The organism is Formivibrio citricus, assembly GCF_900115065.1.
In the GTDB taxonomy this organism is placed as follows: Bacteria; Pseudomonadota; Gammaproteobacteria; order Burkholderiales; family Chitinibacteraceae; genus Formivibrio; species Formivibrio citricus.
The window spans coordinates 46,645-64,897 of the sequence record NZ_FOVE01000015.1 but is presented as its reverse complement, the minus strand read 5'-3'; the positions used below and the strand labels follow the sequence as shown (position 1 = coordinate 64,897).

At 56.1% G+C, this 18,253-nt stretch carries 17 protein-coding genes and 1 pseudogene; 11 read left to right on the top strand and 7 right to left on the bottom strand.

Going from position 1 to position 18,253, the window contains the following annotated elements; genetic code table 11:
* Positions 1-62: 62 nt before the first annotated feature.
* From BMZ36_RS10465 to BMZ36_RS10455, 3 genes are all read right to left on the bottom strand, one after another.
* Entirely contained in the window at positions 63-1,859 is a 1,797-nt protein-coding gene (locus BMZ36_RS10465; protein ID WP_091195787.1) for a fused response regulator/phosphatase, read from the bottom strand.
* 21 nt (positions 1,860-1,880) lie between these two features.
* A complete protein-coding gene (locus tag BMZ36_RS10460; protein WP_091195784.1) occupies positions 1,881-2,186 on the bottom strand; it encodes an STAS domain-containing protein in 306 nt (101 codons plus the stop codon).
* Positions 2,187-2,252: 66 nt separating this feature from the next.
* Positions 2,253-3,434, bottom strand: coding sequence for a sensor histidine kinase (locus tag BMZ36_RS10455; RefSeq protein WP_091195781.1), 1,182 nt, complete (start codon positions 3,432-3,434; stop codon positions 2,253-2,255).
* Between the two features lie 218 nt (positions 3,435-3,652).
* Here BMZ36_RS10455 and BMZ36_RS10450 point away from each other — a divergent pair, with 218 nt between their 5' ends.
* The 6 genes from BMZ36_RS10450 to BMZ36_RS10425 all read left to right on the top strand — a co-directional run bounded on the left by BMZ36_RS10450 (position 3,653) and on the right by BMZ36_RS10425 (position 10,130).
* Positions 3,653-4,609 carry a chemotaxis protein gene (locus BMZ36_RS10450; RefSeq protein WP_091195777.1) on the top strand — a complete coding sequence of 319 codons (957 nt, stop codon included), beginning with the start codon at positions 3,653-3,655 and terminating at the stop codon, positions 4,607-4,609.
* A gap of 26 nt (positions 4,610-4,635) precedes the next feature.
* A complete protein-coding gene (locus BMZ36_RS10445; protein WP_091195773.1) occupies positions 4,636-5,580 on the top strand; it encodes a chemotaxis protein in 945 nt (314 codons plus the stop codon).
* A gap of 75 nt (positions 5,581-5,655) precedes the next feature.
* A complete protein-coding gene (gene cheY, locus BMZ36_RS10440) occupies positions 5,656-6,045 on the top strand; it encodes a chemotaxis response regulator CheY (protein ID WP_177187856.1) in 390 nt (129 codons plus the stop codon).
* 194 nt (positions 6,046-6,239) lie between these two features.
* Positions 6,240-6,851, top strand: a complete 612-nt coding sequence (gene cheZ / locus BMZ36_RS10435; RefSeq protein ID WP_281242245.1) for a protein phosphatase CheZ — start codon at positions 6,240-6,242, stop codon at positions 6,849-6,851.
* A gap of 23 nt (positions 6,852-6,874) precedes the next feature.
* The gene (locus tag BMZ36_RS10430; protein ID WP_091195762.1) at positions 6,875-8,821 is read left to right on the top strand and encodes a chemotaxis protein CheA; all 1,947 of its coding nucleotides are present in this window, start codon (positions 6,875-6,877) and stop codon (positions 8,819-8,821) included.
* A gap of 88 nt (positions 8,822-8,909) precedes the next feature.
* Complete coding sequence (locus BMZ36_RS10425; protein WP_091195758.1) at positions 8,910-10,130, top strand: EAL and HDOD domain-containing protein; 1,221 nt, start codon at positions 8,910-8,912, stop codon at positions 10,128-10,130.
* A gap of 89 nt (positions 10,131-10,219) precedes the next feature.
* Here BMZ36_RS10425 and BMZ36_RS10420 read toward each other — a convergent pair whose 3' ends face one another.
* Positions 10,220-10,822 carry a peroxiredoxin gene (locus tag BMZ36_RS10420; protein WP_091195754.1) on the bottom strand — a complete coding sequence of 201 codons (603 nt, stop codon included), beginning with the start codon at positions 10,820-10,822 and terminating at the stop codon, positions 10,220-10,222.
* A 347-nt stretch (positions 10,823-11,169) separates the two neighbouring features.
* Positions 11,170-11,562, bottom strand: a complete 393-nt coding sequence (locus BMZ36_RS10415; protein WP_091195751.1) for a YchJ family protein — start codon at positions 11,560-11,562, stop codon at positions 11,170-11,172.
* Positions 11,563-11,584: 22 nt separating this feature from the next.
* Between BMZ36_RS10415 and BMZ36_RS10410 the strand changes: the two genes are divergently transcribed.
* On the top strand, positions 11,585-12,295 hold the full coding sequence (locus BMZ36_RS10410; protein WP_177187855.1) for an HAD family hydrolase: 711 nt from the start codon (positions 11,585-11,587) through the stop codon (positions 12,293-12,295).
* Between the two features lie 36 nt (positions 12,296-12,331).
* Positions 12,332-13,099 (top strand): CHAD domain-containing protein, encoded by a 768-nt coding sequence (locus tag BMZ36_RS10405; protein WP_091195743.1) that lies wholly within the window; start codon positions 12,332-12,334, stop codon positions 13,097-13,099.
* Positions 13,100-13,109: 10 nt separating this feature from the next.
* Here the strand turns inward: BMZ36_RS10405 and dut are convergent, their stop codons facing one another.
* Both dut and coaBC read right to left on the bottom strand, forming a co-directional pair.
* A complete protein-coding gene (gene dut / locus BMZ36_RS10400) occupies positions 13,110-13,559 on the bottom strand; it encodes a dUTP diphosphatase (protein ID WP_177187854.1) in 450 nt (149 codons plus the stop codon).
* Between the two features lie 19 nt (positions 13,560-13,578).
* Positions 13,579-14,772: pseudogene (coaBC, locus tag BMZ36_RS10395) on the bottom strand (bifunctional phosphopantothenoylcysteine decarboxylase/phosphopantothenate--cysteine ligase CoaBC); the annotation flags it as partial.
* 54 nt (positions 14,773-14,826) lie between these two features.
* Here coaBC and radC point away from each other — a divergent pair.
* From radC to BMZ36_RS10380, 3 genes are all read left to right on the top strand, one after another.
* Positions 14,827-15,501, top strand: a complete 675-nt coding sequence (radC, locus tag BMZ36_RS10390; protein WP_091195730.1) for a RadC family protein — start codon at positions 14,827-14,829, stop codon at positions 15,499-15,501.
* A 55-nt stretch (positions 15,502-15,556) separates the two neighbouring features.
* Complete coding sequence (locus BMZ36_RS10385; protein ID WP_091195727.1) at positions 15,557-16,558, top strand: SPM autocatalytic domain-containing protein; 1,002 nt, start codon at positions 15,557-15,559, stop codon at positions 16,556-16,558.
* Between the two features lie 373 nt (positions 16,559-16,931).
* Entirely contained in the window at positions 16,932-18,134 is a 1,203-nt protein-coding gene (locus BMZ36_RS10380) for a branched-chain amino acid ABC transporter substrate-binding protein (protein ID WP_091195723.1), read from the top strand.
* The last annotated feature ends 119 nt before the right edge of the window (positions 18,135-18,253 follow it).

Sequence of the window (18,253 nt, the reverse complement as noted above, 5' to 3'; positions counted from 1 at the left end):
TGCGGCTTCCGAACCACGCACGGGGCCGGACACAGTCCCGCCAGGGCAATCGTGCCCCGGTTTCAAGCATTGTGCGGCACATAATAGGCAATCGCTTCATTGCCAGACCCATGATACTGCAGACTCACACACAAAGACTGAACCAAGGCGATACCTCTTCCATACGCCTGTTTCAGAGGGTCTCTTTCCCTGATTCTCTGCCAGTCAAACCCCGCTCCGCTATCCTTCACGCAAACCCGCAGCACATGACCGGTTTCCTGCTGCAGACCGATCAGATCAATCTCGATACGCCCCTCCTGCAAATCGGACAGCCGACGCACCCGCTCCAGCAGATATTGCTCCATGCCATCGGCACCATTCTTCAGGGTCGACTCCAGCCCCAGGACACCGTGGTCCAGCGCGTTGACAAAGAGCTCGTTCAGGATGAGAAAAATATCCGATGCGTTCCTGGCTAATTCGTGGATCGAACTCACGAACGACATCATGAAAGGAACCGTATTGACGTATTTCAATTCGTTAGCCCCGAGAATCAAGGTATAACGCCAAAGCACATCCTCGTCCTCAGCCGCAACAGAAGGCAACCGCGAAGCGATCGTCGCGGCTTCGCCGGAAACAGCCACCTGAGTCGGGACGCAGCGTTTTTCGCCGAAGCTGGCCAGCACCATCGAAACATCATCATGGTGCGGTAGCCCCCCCAGGAAATCAGCGAAAGACTGCTGAACCGAATGCATTCGTGCAGCAGCATCCGAACCTTGCAGGCGTTCCATCAAACGGGACAAGCCAAATTCCTGCCCCTGCGCATTGCGCGCTTCGATCAGCCCGTCGGAATAGGCCAAAACATAGCCCGGCTCGCTGAAATAAAAACGCTCCGGCATGAAATCCATGACATGGCTCGGCACCACACCCAAAGGCAAGCTGAAAGACTTGCAGGCATGAACCACCTCTCCGGCCCGGTTCAGCACCTGCAATTCAGGCATGCCGCCGTTCCATATTTCTATACAGCCATCGATTTCATTGATCGCCAGCAGGGTCACAGCCACAAAACGTCCGACTGGCAAAACCTGCCGGATCTTGTCGTTCATTTCCACCAGGATATCCGGAATGGCATACCCCTTTTCGGTCATACTGTAGAAAGGCTGGGTCAACGGCAATACATTCAGCGCCGCAGTTATGCCATGACCGATACCATCGGCCAGCATGACGTGCAAAATCGTTCCGGGCGTTCGTGCGGCAGCGATCAGGTCTCCCGACAAACTCTCCGCCGGAGTAAGCCAATATTCAAGCGAGGGATCTGCAAGACGATCGGCATTGACCATCTGCTCCATCAAATGACGGACAACCCTTTTTTCTTCTTCGGCCCGGTCGTAATAATCCGCCAGCTTGGCAGACTGCTCCCGCACCTTGCGATTAAGCTCCAAAGTCCGGCCGAATGCCTTGAGCTTGGCCTCCAGCACCCGAAAATTGACCGGTTTGTGGATGTAATCGTCAGCAGCGCGCTCGATGGCCTCGGCCAGGGTATTTTCTTCGCCCACCCCCGTCACAAAGACAATCGGAACCCATGTCTCTCCAGCCTCGTCCTTGATGACAACAGCAGCCTCCGGTCCAGACATGACCGGCATCATGATATCCATCAGAACCAGCTCGGGCCGCTCTTTCCGCCAAACTTCGACAGCTTCCAATCCGTTTCGGGCAGGAATGGCCTCATGACCCAAGGCTCCGACAAAACGGGTCATGAGAAGCAACATGGCTTCGGTATCGTCAACAACGAGAATTCTCATGGGAAGTGAGTTCGTGCCGGCTTTTAATTCGACTCTCGAGGTGTGACCAGAAATGCAAGGATGGGGCAATTTTTCATCCATGCATCAGCCGGGCAACCATCGCTAACGGATGGTAAAAATCTTGCCAAAACAAGCAATTTCCAAAACCTGTCGCACCGCATCGCGGCAATTGACAAGCGCCAGGCTCTTGCTGGCCGCGCCAATTTTTTCCTTGAGAAGCAGAAGCATACCGAGCGCGGAACTATCCAGATAAACCACATTCTGGAAGTCGATCAACAACTCCCGGACATTAGGGTTGGCGATCAACGTCTCGCAAACCTGACGAAACTCTCTATGGGAGCTGAAATCGAACTGCCCGGTCAAAATCACCCGCCCAACCTCACCTTGGATCTCTACAGTCGGCAACATGTCGGCTTAACCTTCCCAATAATCTGAACTTGATTCGATGCAACAAAACCCCAGACGACTTGCTATTCACAACTTAGACGCCGGGTCGATGACTGGCAACCGAATTCTGAGGACACTCCCCTGCCCCGGCACCGATTCAGCACTGACATCCCCGCCATAAACCGCCATCAGATTCCTTACAATCGCCAAACCGAGGCCCGTGCCTTCTTTCCTGGTGGTAAAAAACGGATCGAACAGGCGCGACAATACCTCACGCGTCATGCCACACCCTTCATCGACCACACTGACAACCACCGAATCCTCATGCCAAGACAAATCCAGCTTAACCTGCTGGCTTGGCCTCGATGCAAGACGAGCATTATCGAGTAGATTGACCAGCGCTCCAACCATTTCTTTACGGTTTACACGAACGAGCGCCTCTTCTCCGACATCGTGGAATAACAAGAGCACATTATCTTTTTCGAACTGAGGCAATACCGTATGAACAGCCTCTTCCAGCAGGGACTGGATCGGAATTGCTTCAAGCTCCTGAGCCTGCCCCCGAACAAACAGCAACATGTTTCCAATCAACGCTTCAAGATGATTCAACCGGTCAAGCATTTTTCCGGCAAAACGCACCCGATCGGAGTCCGCCAGCACAGGGCGAGCAAAATGCCCCGCGTAAAGTAGTGCAGTAGCAAGCGGGGTTCGCAATTGATGCGCCAGCCCCGCAGCCATTTCCCCCATGGCAGCCAGACGCTGATGCCGGGCCAGCGCCTGTTGCAACTCCCAGGATTCCGTCAAATCGTGGATCAATACCAGTCGCGCCCCGCCCTCCGGGATATCGCTTTCGACAAGAGACAGATGCCGAATTTGGGCTGATTCACCACTCCGGTAACGCAGCAAATCGGTTTCCGGCGTTGCCGAAAACCGCTCCTCCTTGATCTTCCGCCAGGAACGGCCAACGACATCATCTCCCAAAAGCTTTCTGGCTGCCGGGTTGGCCTCAACGATAACGCCATCAGCATCCAGCTCCATCACGCCAGCGGGCAAACTCTCCAGAAGAAGCGTCAAGCGCCGCGACAATGCAGCTTTTTCTTCATATTCACGGCGCAAGGCACCATTGGCGATTTCCAGTTGCGCCGTCAACGACACCGCTTGCTGCTGAAGCTCGGCATACGATTCAGACAACTGCCGCGATGCTTCAGTAAACAAGGAAAAGGCTGCCTCCAACTCCTTGGGGGCCAGATTCAGGCCTTCCGGACTCATGAGCCGTACTCCTTGTTGATTTGGATGATATGCATTATAAAGACCCTAGATGCCGCTTCCAGCCTTGATTTGAGCCCGGTTCAAGCACTCAGGCGAAGCCCTTAAAAGCAACATTAAAATCGAAATAAAGTAGATACTGTAATAGAAAATTACTGGCCGGTTGGATATGATCTCCGCATTACCCATATGCGTCATCATCCACACCAGAGGAGAATGTTGTGTCTGACCTCTTGAAGAAAATCGACGCCCGCACCAAGCTTGCTGGCACGAACAAGCTCGAGATCCTGCTGTTCTCGTTGGGTCTGGATCAGCGCACGGGCAGGCGCGAAACCTTCGGCATCAACGTCTTCAAGGTACGCGAAGTCATGCGTACCCCGGAAATTACCATGGCCCCCGACATGCCACCTTCCGTCGAAGGCATGGTCAGCCTGCGTGGCCAACTGGTTCCGGTCATCGACTTGGCCAAGTACACCGGCGTCATCACCGAAAACAAACCCGATATCATGGTCGTATCCGAATACAACGGCCACACCCAAGGCTTCCTTGTAGAGGCCGTCGACACCATTTTGCGCCTGGACTGGTCTTCCATGCGCGTCCCCCCGGACATCCTCACCGCGCAGATGGGGGGGCTGGTAACCGCCGTGACTGAGCTGGAAAACGGTCGTTTGGTCATGATGCTGGATGTTGAAAAGGTTCTGGCGGAAACATCCGGCACCGGTGATTACATTGACGAAAGCTTGGTCATCAAGAACAGCAAGATCACGAACAAGACGGTTTTCTTTGCCGACGACTCCATCGTCGCAAGAAAACAGATCGAAATGACGCTGGACGCCATGGGCGTCCACCACATGCATGCGATCAACGGCAAGCGCGCCTGGGACGAGTTACTGCGTCTGGCTCAAGCAGCCGAACTGCAGGGAAAACAGGCCAAAGATCTGGTTCAGCTCATTCTGACCGACGTAGAAATGCCGGAAATGGACGGCTACATGCTGACAAAGATGATCAAGGGCGATCCTCGTTTCGCCGGCATACCGGTTATCATGCACTCCTCCCTGTCCGGATTTTCCAACCAGAAGCTGGGGCAATCCGTCGGTGTCGATGGCTATGTACCCAAATTTGAACCGCACAAACTCTCGGAAATGATTGCAGAGTACCTGTTGCGAGACCAGATCTGACTGGACATATCTCAGCGGAGACCCCTATGTCGAATTCCAGCCAACATGGCAACTTGCTCGAAAGCGTAGACGCAAGAACAAAGCTCGCAGGCTCCAACAAGATGGAGATCCTGCTGTTTTCCTTGGGCACGCGTGAAATTTTTGGCATCAACGTTTTCAAGGTACGCGAAGTATCGCAAACCCCGAAAATCACCAAGACACCCAACATGCCACTGGGCGTGGAGGGCGTGATCTCGCTGCGCGGAAACATCATCCCGGTGATCGCCCTCTCCAAGTTTATCGCCACTGATGCCCCCCCCGGCGCAGATGCCACAAGTACCATGATCGTGACCGAGTTTTCCAAGCACACCCAAGCCTTCCTTGTCCACGAAGTGGATCGCATCATCCGGGTCGACTGGGATAAGGTCAGGGCACCGGAATCCATGCTCTCGGGCAACCAGGCGCTGATCACGGCAATCACCGAACTTCCAGACGGGAAACTGGTATCGATCCTTGACGTCGAACAAATCCTTGCCAGCGTCATTGGAGAAAAAGTGATTCCAGAATTGCCGCCCTCCGGTATAGACCCGGACACATTCATGTTCTTTGTTGACGACTCTGTTGTCGCACGCAAGGAAATCGTTAGCGTACTCGATAAAATCGGCGTCAAATACAATCAGGCCAACAACGGCTTGGAGGCGTGGGAAAAACTCCAGGCGCTCGCCAACCGTGCCATGCACGATGGCGAATCGTTGCATGACAAACTGAAATTGATTCTGGTCGATGCGGAAATGCCCGAAATGGACGGTTACGTCCTGACCAAGCACATCAAGTCCGACCAGCGTTTCAAGGGCATCCCGGTCGTCATGCATTCATCACTGTCGTCCAATGCCAACAGGGCAATGGGCGCAAGTGTGGGAGTCGATGCCTATGTGGCAAAATTTGACCCGCTTATTTTGGCCGATACACTGACACCTCTGCTCACGGGTTGAGTAGTCGGTGCCATAAGCCATAAATAGTCAATTTTCAAAACGAGGCGAATATGACCGCCTCCCCGGGAGCAGGAAATGTCAGATCAGAACATGCGCTTTCTCGTGGTGGACGATTTTTCCACCATGCGTCGCATCGTCCGGAACCTTTTGAAAGAACTGGGCTTTTCCAACGTCGATGAGGCAGAGGATGGGCAAGTGGCTCTGCACAAACTTAAGAATAGCCAGTTCGATTTCGTAGTCACCGACTGGAACATGCCCAACATGACAGGCATTGAGTTGCTGAAAGCCATTCGTGCAGACGCGCAACTCAAACACCTCCCCGTCATGATGGTGACGGCGGAAGCCAAGAAAGAAAACATCATTGAGGCGGCCACAGCGGGCGCCAGCAGCTACATTGTCAAGCCATTCACTGCCGCGACACTTGACGAAAAGCTCAAAAAAGTCTTCGCCACAATGGGCAAGTAACCAATAAAACAGAAACAGAGGAGGCAACAGTGAGTAATCAGGCCCTCAATTCAGGCGACTCGGCAGATCTCGAAGCACTGTTTGACAGCATTTTGCATGCCAATCAGCAAACCAGCTCAGCGCCCCCCCCTGCGGCTCCTGCCACAGACACCACACCCTCTGTAGAGCATGTAACGCCGCCCGCGGTTCAAGAAATGGCCGAGCCTGCACGCTCCATGTTCTCCCATATTGGGCAATTGACCCGCAAGCTGCACGACACATTGCGCGAGCTCGGACTTGACAAATCGCTGGAAAAAGCAGCTTCCGAGATTCCGGATGCCCGTGATCGGCTGTCCTATGTCGCAACGATGACCGAACAAGCCGCCGAGCGCACTCTGAATGCCCTTGACGTCGCAAAACCCTTGCAGGACGGCATCAGCGAAAATGCCCGCAATCTGTCAGCGCAGTGGGACAAATTATTTGCCAACCAGTTGTCGGTGGAGGAATTCAAGGCACTGGTCGAAAAAACGCGCACCCATCTCAACACCACTGTCGATCACTCGAACCAGATCAGCAACCAGTTGCTGGAAATCATGATGGCGCAAGACTTCCAGGATCTGACTGGCCAGGTCATCAAGAAAATTCTGACCATGTCCAAGGACATGGAGCAGCATCTGCTCGATTTTCTGCTGATGTTCTCCCCCCAAGGTGCCAAACACGAGGACACTTCTCTTTTGAACGGTCCGGTTGTCAAAGCCGAGGGGCGGACTGACGTGGTCACCAACCAGGAACAAGTAGATGACCTGCTTGAAAGCTTGGGCTTCTGAGAAACAAGGCCAAGGAGGCTAACATGAGCGATTTTTCCGGAATGGATGACCTCCTGCAGGATTTTCTGACCGAGGCATCAGATCTCTTGGCTGACGTCGACAACAAACTGGTCGAATTGGAGAAGCGCCCAAACGACAAAGCGTTGTTGAACGATATTTTTCGCGGCTTCCATACCATCAAGGGTGGAGCCGGGTTCCTCAATGTCGATCCGATGGTCAGCCTTTGTCATCGCACTGAAAACCTGTTCGACAAGCTAAGAAACAATGAAATCGAGCTCACGCTGGAACTGATGGATGTAATCCTGGCCGCGACAGGAGTCGTACGGGATATGTTTGCAGCTCTTTCGATGGCACGCATGCCAACCGCAGCCGATCCTGCCATTCTCGCAGCACTTGACGATGTGCTGCAGGGCAAGTCTCCGGCTGCGCATTCATCCGATGAAGAAACAAAAGTGGAAGCGGTCCCGGTACAGGCCCCCGCTCAGGCCACCAGCCAAGCCCAGCCCATCTCTGCAGATGAAGGCCCGGACTGGCAACAACTATATGAAGCCCTGACGGAAAAGACCCCTGCCCCAGTCTCGCCCGTGCTTGAGGTAGCGCCAATGAAAATCGAAACTGTTGTCGACGCTCCACAACCGCCGGCCAAGCCGGTTCTGGCCGACCCGATGCAAGCACTCAAACCGGTACCCGCCGCCCCTGCGCCCGTCGCCAGCGCCAAATCGCAAGCCTCCACCGGCCAGCAGCTGGCTGCCCAGGAAACGACTATTCGCATCGACACAGCCCGGCTCGACCAAGTGCTGAATCTGTCTGGCGAAATCGGCCTGACCAAAAACCGCCTGACCACTTTACGCACGGATATTTTGTCCGGAAAAATGGACCCCAACACTCTGAAAGCGTTGGATGAAGCCATTGGCCAACTCGACTTGCTCGTCAGCGACCTGCAAAACGCGGTCATGAAGACCCGGATGCAGCCAATAGGGCGGCTGTTCCAGAAATACCCGCGTTTGGCGCGAGACTTGGCTCGCCAGCTCGGAAAGGATGTCGAACTGGTGATCTCCGGCGAAGAAACAGAGCTGGACAAAACCATGCTGGAGGATCTGAACGATCCTCTGGTCCACTTGGTTCGCAACGCCGTCGACCATGGCGTGGAAACCATCGAAGAACGCATTGCTGCAGGGAAACCCCCCAAGGCTGTGGTCGAACTCACCGCCACACAGGTCGGCGATCATATCCTGATTGAGATTACCGACGACGGCAAAGGCATGCGCCCCGATGTCATCCGTCGCAAAGCGGTCGAAAAGGGACTTATTGATCTTGAAGCCGCAAACAGCCTGGATGACAAGCAAAGCCTGCAGCTCATTTTCATGCCGGGTTTCTCGACCAAGGATCAGATTTCCAGCATCTCGGGCCGAGGTGTTGGCATGGATGTGGTTCGCACCAACATCCAGAAACTCAATGGCCGGATCGACATTCAGTCCGTATCCGGGGAAGGTTCGCGCTTCACCATTTCCCTGCCGCTCACACTGGCTATCCTGCCAGTCTTGGTGGTCAAGGTCATGGACCAGCCCTTTGCCGTACCGCTAGCCATGGTCCGGGAAATCATCCCGGTCCGATCAGACAGCATTCAGGAAGTTTCCGGGCGCGCCACCATTGTGGTACGCGACGAGATACTCTCTGTTCGGTCGCTGGCCGGATTGCTGGGTTGGCCGGAAGATCATCTGCCCAGCTTTGGCGTGTTGATGCAGACTGCAGAACATTCCTTCATTCTGGCTGTAGACAGTTTTGTCGGACGGGATGATGTGGTTATCAAACCGTTGCAGAATATCCGGCCCAAGGGAGTTGCGGGCGCAACACTTTCTGGCGACGGCTCCATCGTTCTGGTGCTCGACATGGAGGATCTGCTCGCTTCAACCAATGCGGACAGCTCCGCCATCAAGACCGGGCGCTTTTTGACAGAAAAAATTGCCTGAAATTCGTACCGGAATGAAAACATCCCCGGTATAAATATTCTTTCAACAAATCGGAGCATGGGGAGGCAAAGCCTCCCATGTCGACAGAATGACGCAAGAAACTGCATTTATCGGCCGCCAGCCCATTTTGAACCGCCAACAACAAATCATCGGTTATGAGTTGTTGTTCCGGCTATCGGGTGACGCCGTGTCGGCCGAGTTTTCAAGCGACATTCAGGCTGGTACGAATGTGCTGGTCAATACGCTCTCCAACATGGGGGCGGACTGGCTGGTCGGCGGCAAACTGGCCTTCGTGAACGTTGCCGAATCCATGCTGGAAAGCAATTTCCTGGAATTGCTGCAACCGCAACGCGTCGTTCTGGAAATCGTTGAAACGACAAAACCGTCGCCCGAACTACTGGAGCGCCTCAAAGATTTGCGCGCGCAAGGTTTTAGCATTGCGCTCGACGATTTTGTACTGACACCTCAGTCGGCAGAATTTCTGGAATTTGCAAACTACATCAAGCTCGATATCCAGCAAGTCGGCCTGTCCCAGATTCCTGCCATTTCCCGGGAACTGCGCAAATTTCCCGTCCTGCAGGTTGCCGAAAAGGTGGAAACCAAAGACGAGTTCAAGCAGTGTCTTGATATCGGCTTTGATTGTTTCCAGGGCTTCTACTTTGCGCACCCCGAAACGCTGTCAGCCAAGGTCATCAATCCGAGCTATGCCAATATCCTCAACCTGCTCAACATGTTGCGGAACAATGCGGAAATTCGCGATATCGAGAATGCCCTCAAGCGAGATGTGGCACTCTCCTTCAAGCTGCTGCGCTACATCAACTCGGCCGGGTTCGGGCTTTCTTGCGAAATTCAGTCGTTCCGCCATGCAGTAACCATCTTGGGCTACCAGAAGCTGTATCGCTGGCTGACTCTCTTGCTAGTGACAGCCGGAGCGGAAACCGGCACCGCACCAGCTTTGCTCAAGACTGCGGTCACGCGCGGGCGTCTGGTCGAGCTCTTGGGTGGGCACTTCCTCGATGGACACGAAAAAGACAACCTGTTCATTGTCGGGATGTTCTCGCTGCTGGATGTCCTGCTCGACATGCCCATGGACAAGATTCTGGAAACACTGATTCTTCCGGAGCCCGTCTGCGATGCACTTCTTGAACGTACCGGCATGTACGGACCGTATCTGGAACTTGCAGAAGCATGCGAGGACCCGGACATGACAGAAGTGCCGCGTCTGTGCGAACAGCTTCTGGTCACTCCGGAAATCCTGAACCGCGCACATGTCCAAGCACTGGCTTGGGTTGAAGAGCTCGGTGTTTGAGCTCTGGAACTGATTCATGATTCAAAAAAACGGCAACCGAGTGGTTGCCGTTTTTCGTTACATGGAAACAGTGATGGGGCTCACCGCAATCAAAGCTCTCCTGCGTTCTGCGCCAGGTACTTGGCCACACCTTCCGGCGAAGCCTTCATCCCGGCCTTGCCCTTCTGCCAACCGGCCGGGCAAACCTCGCCGTGATCTTCCGTAAACTGCAGCGCATCTACCAGACGCAGGGTTTCGTCGACATTGCGACCGAGCGGCAGGTTGTTCACATACTGGTGCTGCACGATACCGCTGCGGTCGATCAGGAATGTTGCACGGAAAGCCACGCCAGCGGCGGCCTCAACATCATAGGCTTGGGCAATCTCATGCTTGATGTCGGCGACCAGCGTGTACCCGACCGGGCCGATGCCGCCTTTTTCCACAGGGGTATTGCGCCAGGCATTGTGGGTATAGTGGCTATCGACCGAAACACCGATCACCTCGACATTGTGTTTCTTGAAATCCGCCATGCGATGATCGAAAGCAATCAGTTCAGACGGGCACACAAATGTGAAATCCAGGGGATAAAAGAACAGGACCGCATATTTATCCTTGATCGCCGTTTTCAGGTTGAAACTCTCAACGATCTGCCCATTGCCGAGAACAGCTGCTGCGGTGAAATCCGGTGCCGGTTTGCCTACGAGTACGCCCATGATGAATCTCCTGTGGTTTATTGGATGGGAACAGTGCCAAGTTTAGACGGCCGCCACATAGAGTCAAATCAATAGTTTTCATTTCGGCAATAGCCATTGACTATTTTCCGAGCATCATGCGCCGATCTTTCGGACAAAAAAAACCCGATTCGTTTTGCGAACCGGGCTCAATTAGGAGGAGAAGAGAGTTGGATTTGTGGCAACCACAAAGCTAACTATCAGTACACCCACCCTTGCAGGTGGGCGATGGAGTCAATGTATCAAACGGGAGAATACAAATCAACAAAAATGTAGGATTACTACGCAATATCGATGGGTATTTTTTCACACGGACTACATAACTGGCGTCAAGTCACATCACCATCGACGTAATACCAGCGCGCCTCTTCCCTCACGAAACGGCTTTTTTCAGTCATTTTCCCGGCCTTGCCGTTCACCTTGTAGCGCGCGGTAAATTGAACCCAGGCTGAATTTTCAGAGCTGCCAGCGCCCTCCACTTGCAGGCTGATCCATTTGATCCCCGCATCATCAGCCAAGTCCAGAGATGCCGGTCGCGTGCTCGCATGCCATGTAGCCAACAGGTATGCTTCCAGTTGAAATACATATGCTGTGTAACGGGACCGCATCAGCGTGACCGCATCCTGAGGTACAGTGCCGACATGATACGGCTCGCAACATGCAGCATAGGGCTTGCCGCTGCCACAGGGACACGCATTGTCTTTGGTGAACTTTTTTTTCATGTTTTTTGCAGGAAAATTCGTCTTGAGTACATTGCAACAACCCCGGAGCAAAACTGCAAGCCCCTCGGCCCCGATTCTGGCCGCCATTTTCGATATGGACGGTTTGATGCTGGACAGTGAGCGCCTGGCGCTGGATTGCTGGAAAGAAGCCGCCGGCCGGTTGGGGGCACCGCTTCATGAAGAGGCCATTCTCGGCATGGTTGGCATGCACTCCAGCAAAACCCAAGCCTGGCTGACCGAACGCTTCGGCCCGGACTATCCATCCGAGCACATTCACAGCCTGTGTCACGAAATTTATCTGGAGCGCTCCCACGCCGCGCCCATCCCGCTCAAGACAGGTGTACTCGAACTGCTGGAATGGCTGGAAACGAACCACGTTCCCAAGGCCGTAGCCACCTCCACCCGCCGCCACATCGCCCTGCATCATCTTGAACATGCCGGCTTGCTGAAACGTTTTCAGTTTATCGTTTGCGGCGATGAAATCTCCCACCCCAAACCGGCTCCGGACATCTATCTGGCTGCGCTCACGAAGCTTGGTATTGCAGCAGACAACTGCATTGTCCTGGAAGATTCGGATTTCGGCGTACAGGCAGCCCATGCAGCAGGTTGCCGGGTCATCATGGTTCCGGACATCAAGACCCCGACCTCTGAAACACGAAAATTGGGCATTCCGATTGTCGAGTCCCTGCACGACGCGCTGGAACTCCTTGAAAAGTCTGGAGATATAAACTAGCTTCTGTGGACACTCAGGCCGCACCGGAGAGCCTTCATGCCAGGCAGGACCATCCTGCAAAACAGCTTGTCGCAACACCTTTCCGGCATTGCTGCAGCCCGGCGACGAACACGGGAAAACGAGAATCCGGAAGGCTTGCACGATCTGCGGGTGGCCATCCGGGCCTTGCGTGCCATTCTACCCTTGTTGGGCAAAAGAAAGCCGGTCAAGGCCCTGCGCGATCAATGGAAATCTATCGCTCATGCCACCAGCCCAGTACGGGATCTCGAAGTCCTGATCGAATTGCTCGACCATATTCCTGCAGAAACCGGCAACGTCCGCATTCGACTTGCGGCCGAAGAAGTCATTGCACGCCGCGAACTTTTCCGGATGCTGGCCTCTGCCGAATTTCCCCTGCTATTGCAAGCCAGCCGGAAACTGGTGGTAACGCCGAAAAACATTCCTGAAACACCCACCCTGCGCAAGCGGGCACAAAAACGTGCCGACAATCTACTGGATTCGATCCGCGAGCAAATCGCAGTTCTCGGCCCGGAAACCCATGCCCGCGATTGGCATGCCTTGCGCCTGACCATCAAGCACTTGCGTTACCTCATCGAGCACGGTGGCGAATGGCTACCCCGAACATGGGGCAAACTACATCCACCACTGAAACAATGCCAAGCCGCCCTCGGAGAACTGCACGATCTGGACATGCTCTACGAGCGAACGCCGCTGCGCGCACCTGCGCTATATGCTGCACGGCAGGCCACGGCCCGCAACGCAGTGGTAGATCTTGAGCGCCTGATCAGCCATGCGAGAGCATGACCTGCCTAGCTCAATGCTTGCCGGTGCTCCCGAAGCCGCCCTCGCCGCGGTCGCTTTCCTCAAATGTTTCCACGACGTTGAACGTGGCCTGCACCACCGGCACCACGACCAGTTGAGCCATGCGTTCCATCGGTTGGAGGGTAAACGCAGCATGTCCGCGGTTCCATACCGAGACGAACAACTGCCCCTGATAGTCAGAGTCGATCAAGCCGACGAGGTTGCCCAGCACGATGCCGTGCTTGTGCCCCAGCCCTGAGCGCGGCAGGATTATCGCGGCAAGCCCCGGATCGCCGATATGGATGGCCATACCGGTCGGCACCAGCGCTGTGGTGCCCGGTGCCAGCACCAGCGGCGCATCCAGGCAGGCGCGCAGATCCAGCCCGGCAGCGCCGGGCGTGGCATAGCCCGGCAGGTTATCCCGCAGGCGTTCGTCCAGAATCCGTAAATCGATCGTTGCCATCGTCATTCTCCAGTGTCAATCAAACCTTGTTTTGCCGGGCATACAGGCGCGCGGCATGTGCCACCAGCTTGCGAGCCAGTTCCAGCTTGTCCGCGCGCGGCAGGCGATGCTCGCCTTCGTCATCCAGGAGGATGATTTCGTTATCGTCCGCGCCAATCGCGGTCTGTACCAGATTGGCGGCCAACAACGGCAGTTTCTTGCGCCGGCGCTTGGCTTCGGCATATTCCAGCAGGTTTTCCGATTCGGCGGCGAAGCCCACGCAGAACGGAGGATTGTCGCGCGCCGTGACATTGGCGAGGATATCCGGATTCGGCGCCAGTTCCAGCGTCAGGATATGCGCATCCTTCTTGATCTTCTGCTCGGACTGGTTGAGTACATAGTAGTCGGCCACCGCCGCCACGCCGATGAAAATATCCGCAGCGTCCACTTCGGCGTTGACCGCATTGAGCATATCCTGGGCCGAAACAACGTCGATGCGCCGGCACCCCGGCGGCGGCGTCAGGCTGACCTGGCCGGAAACCAGCGTCACTTCCGCGCCCGCTTCCCATGCGGCTCGCGCCACGGCGTAGCCCATTTTCCCCGAGCTGGGGTTGGTGATACCGCGCACGGCGTCGATACGCTCGAAGGTCGGGCCGGCGGTAATCAGCACTTTCTTGCCGGCCAACGGTTTCGGTTGCAGGGCCGCATCCACATGCAGGGCGATTTCTTCCGCCTCCAGCATCCGGCCTTCGCCCACTTCGCCGCAAGCCTGGAAACCCGAAGCCGGCCCGAGAATGGCCACACCATCGGCCTTGAGCTGGACGATATTGCGCTGATTGGCCGGGTTGCCCCACATCTGCTTGTTCATCGCTGGAGCGACCAGCAGCGGGCACTCGCGCGCCGCGGCGAGCGTCGACAACAGGTCGTCGGCGATACCGTTGGCCAGCTTGGCCAAGAAGTTGGCCGTCGCCGGCGCCACAACAAAAGCATCGGCCCAGCGCGTGAGACTGATGTGCGCCATGCTGTCGCCGCGCTGCTTGTCCCACATATCGACGAACACATCACGCCCGGTCAGCGCCTGGAAGGTCACGGGGCCGACGAATTCCGTGGCCGAACGCGTCATCACCACCTGCACTTCATGCCCGGCCTTGACGAGCTGGCGCACCAGTTCCGCCGACTTGTAGACCGCGATACCGCCCGTCACACCCAGCAGGATTTTTTTCTGATTCATGTTGGTTCCGTACCGACTATCCTGAACGGGACAAGTTTAACCGGAAACCCGTCCTCCATGCCCATTACCGATTGGCCCGCCGAGGCCCGCCCGCGTGAAAAGCTCCTCGCCAAAGGCGCCGAAGCCCTGACCGACGCTGAACTGCTGGCGATCTTCCTGCGCGTCGGCTTGCCGGGCAAGAGCGCCGTCGATCTGGCGCAAGAGCTGCTTGGCCATTTCGGTTCGCTCGAAGCGCTGTTTCACGCGCCACTGAAGGATTTTGCCGCCATCAACGGCATGGGCGAAGCCAAATATGCCCAGTTGCAGGCAGTGCTGGAAATGGCCCGCCGCGCGCTGGTCGAAGAGTTGCAGGAACGCGACGCCTTCAGCTCGCCAGAAGCGGTACGTCAATTCCTGCAACTGCGCTTGCGCGGCCTCGCCGCCGAAGAGTTCCACGCATTGTTTCTTGATTCCGGACACCGGCTGATCGCAGCAGAAGTGTTGTTTCGCGGCAGCCTCAACGAAACCCGGGTCTACCCGCGCGAACTCGCCCGCCGTGCCCTGCAGCACAATGCGGCGGCGCTGATCGTCGCCCACAACCATCCATCCGGGCGCGCAGAAGCCTCGGCAGCCGACATCGCGCTGACCCGCCAGTTGCAATCCACGCTGGAGCTGATCGACGTAAAACTGCTTGACCACTTCATTGTTGCCGCCCATCGGATTGTCTCGCTGGCGGAAAGCGGCACGATCTGAATTCTGCTCCGGAGCAGCCGATATATCGGAGGTATGCAGCCGGAGTCGCACCACCATGAAAATCGCCGAAAGCACCGTGGCGCTTGCCACGCAGCGCAGCTACAGCTCGCAACACCAGACCGAACTCAACATCCAGATCGAAGAAGCAGGAACCGCCGCACCGCGTCCGGAAGTGAGCCTGTCCGAAACCGGCAAGGCCAAGGCCGCGCAAGCTGTTGATCCGGAAGAGGCGCTGGAGAACGACCCGCGCTATCAGTTAGTCAAAATTCTGGTGGAATTCCTGACCGGCAAGGAAATGAAGCTGTTCCACGGCAGGCTCGGCATCGCCAAGGGAACTGCCGCGCCGACTCAAGCCTCCCCCCAGGCTGTTGAAGCCACGCCCGAAGGTGGTATTGCCATCGATTACCGCGAGGTCTACGAGGAAAGCGAATCCGTGCAATTCCAGGCTGCCGGCATCATCAAGACCTCCGACGGGAAGGAGATCGAATTCAGCGCCGAACTCGTCATGAGCCGCAGCTTCCGCGAGGAGCTCAGTTTCAGCGCTGCCAGCGGCAGCCTGGCTCGACCGAAGAAAGACCCCCTGGTGATCAATTACAACGCCCCGGCAGCCACCCTGTCCGAGCAAACCTTCGCTTTCGACCTCGATGCCGACGGCCAGAAAGACAACATCAGCCTGCTCAACGCGGGCAGCGCTTTCCTCGTGCTCGACCGCAACGGCGACGGGAAAGTCAACGACGGGCGCGAGCTGTTCGGCCCGCAGAGCGGCGACGGCTTTGCCGATCTGGCCAACCTCGACGGCGACGGCAACCGCTGGATCGACGAAAACGATGCCGCGTTTGCACAGCTCCGATTGTGGATCAAGGATGCCAGCGGCACCGATAAACTGGTCAATCTGCAATCGCAGGGCATAGGCGCGATCTACCTCGGCAATGCCAAGGCAGATTTCAGCCTGAATAACGCCCAGAACCAAGAGCTCGGCCAAGCCCGCGCTGCCGGCATTTACCTCAACGAAGACGGCAGCGGCGGCACGGTACAACAGATCGATCTGGCCGTATGATTCCAGTTTCAAATAAAAACGATACTTCGTCATCGGCGCTTGCCGTGCCACCCGTGCCGTCTGCGCGCCACTTCCTCATCCCGTTTCCGGATGGAACTGGCATACCCCCTGGGAAGCGCTGAACGAGTCCGCATCTACGGGTTATCCCTTACGTTTTCGCGCCCGGCTGTAGCAGTTCCGCTACGGCCTTTTTCATTCCGCTTTCCCGCATTGCAATCTACCCACCGATGCTTTATTAATGAACGGGTCCAATGGCGGGTGTGCAGCCCGCCGCCCCAAGACAAGAGCATCAGCAGAAATCTGCAACAACCGGCAGGACGGCAAGGCCATTGGGCATTCAAACTACATCGACACATTAGACAGGGAAACAAAAATGACTATCGCTCGTTACAGCCTGATAGCAGCCGCTGTGTTGGCCATGACCGCATGCGGCAAACAGGAACCCACCAAACAGGCCTCGCAGCCGGCAGCCAAATCCGATGCCTCTGCGCCTGCCAAGTCCGCGAACATCATCAAGATCGGCCACGCCGCTCCGCTGACCGGCAACATCGCCCACCTCGGCAAGGACAACGAAAACGGCGTGCGCATGGCCGTGGACGAAATCAACGCGGCCGGTGGCGTGGAAATCGCCGGCAAGAAGCTCAAGATCGAGTTGATCTCGGAAGACGATCAGGCCGACCCGAAAACCGCTACCACAGTCGCCCAGCGTTTCGTCGATCAAAAAGTGTCTGGCGTGATCGGCCACCTGAATTCCGGCACAACCATCCCGGCTTCGAAGATCTATTCCGATGCCGGCATCCCGCAAATCTCCCCGTCCGCCACCGCCGTGGCCTACACCGCGCAAGGCTTCAAGACCACCTTCCGCGTCATGGCCAACGATGCGCAGCAAGGCAAGGTGCTGGGCCAGTTTGCAGTGAACAAACTCAAGGCCAAGAAGGTTGCCATCGTCGACGACCGTACCGCCTATGGCCAAGGCTTGGCTGACGAATTCGAGAAGGCCGCCAAAGCGGCTGGCGCGGAAATCGTCAAGCGCGAGTTCACCACCAACCAGGAAACCGACTTCAACTCGATCCTGACCACAATCAAGGGCGTCAAGCCGGAGCTGATTTTCTACGGCGGCATGGATGCCCAGGCTGCACCGCTGACCAAGCAAGCCCGCAAGCTGGGCATCAAGGCTCCGGTCATGAGTGCTGACGGCGCTCAGACTCCCGAATTCATCAAACTGGCCGGCGCCGATGCCGAAGGCACCTACGCTTCGATCCCGGGACTGCCCAAGGAGCAACTGCCGGGCGGCAAGGAATTCCTCGCCAAGTTCAAGCAGAAATTCAACACCGAAGTCCAGCTTTACGCCCCGAACTGCTACGACGCTGTCATGGTCATGCTTGAAGCCATGAAGAAGGCCGGCTCGACCGAACCGGCCAAATACCTGCCAGCACTGAGCAAGGTCGATTACTCGGGCGTGACCGGGAAGATTGCTTTCGACGAAAAGGGCGACCTCAAGAACGGCGCCATCACTATCTACCAGGTCAAGAAGGGCAAATGGGAGATCGTTGAAACCGTAGGCGGCGGCAAATAAGTCAATACTGCACATGCCGATGAAGCCGGGAGGATCGCTCTTCCCGGCTTTTCCTTACCCATTGGGGTTTGTACTAATTGCTACAAACCCTAATGCAGACCTCTAATCACCATAAGGCA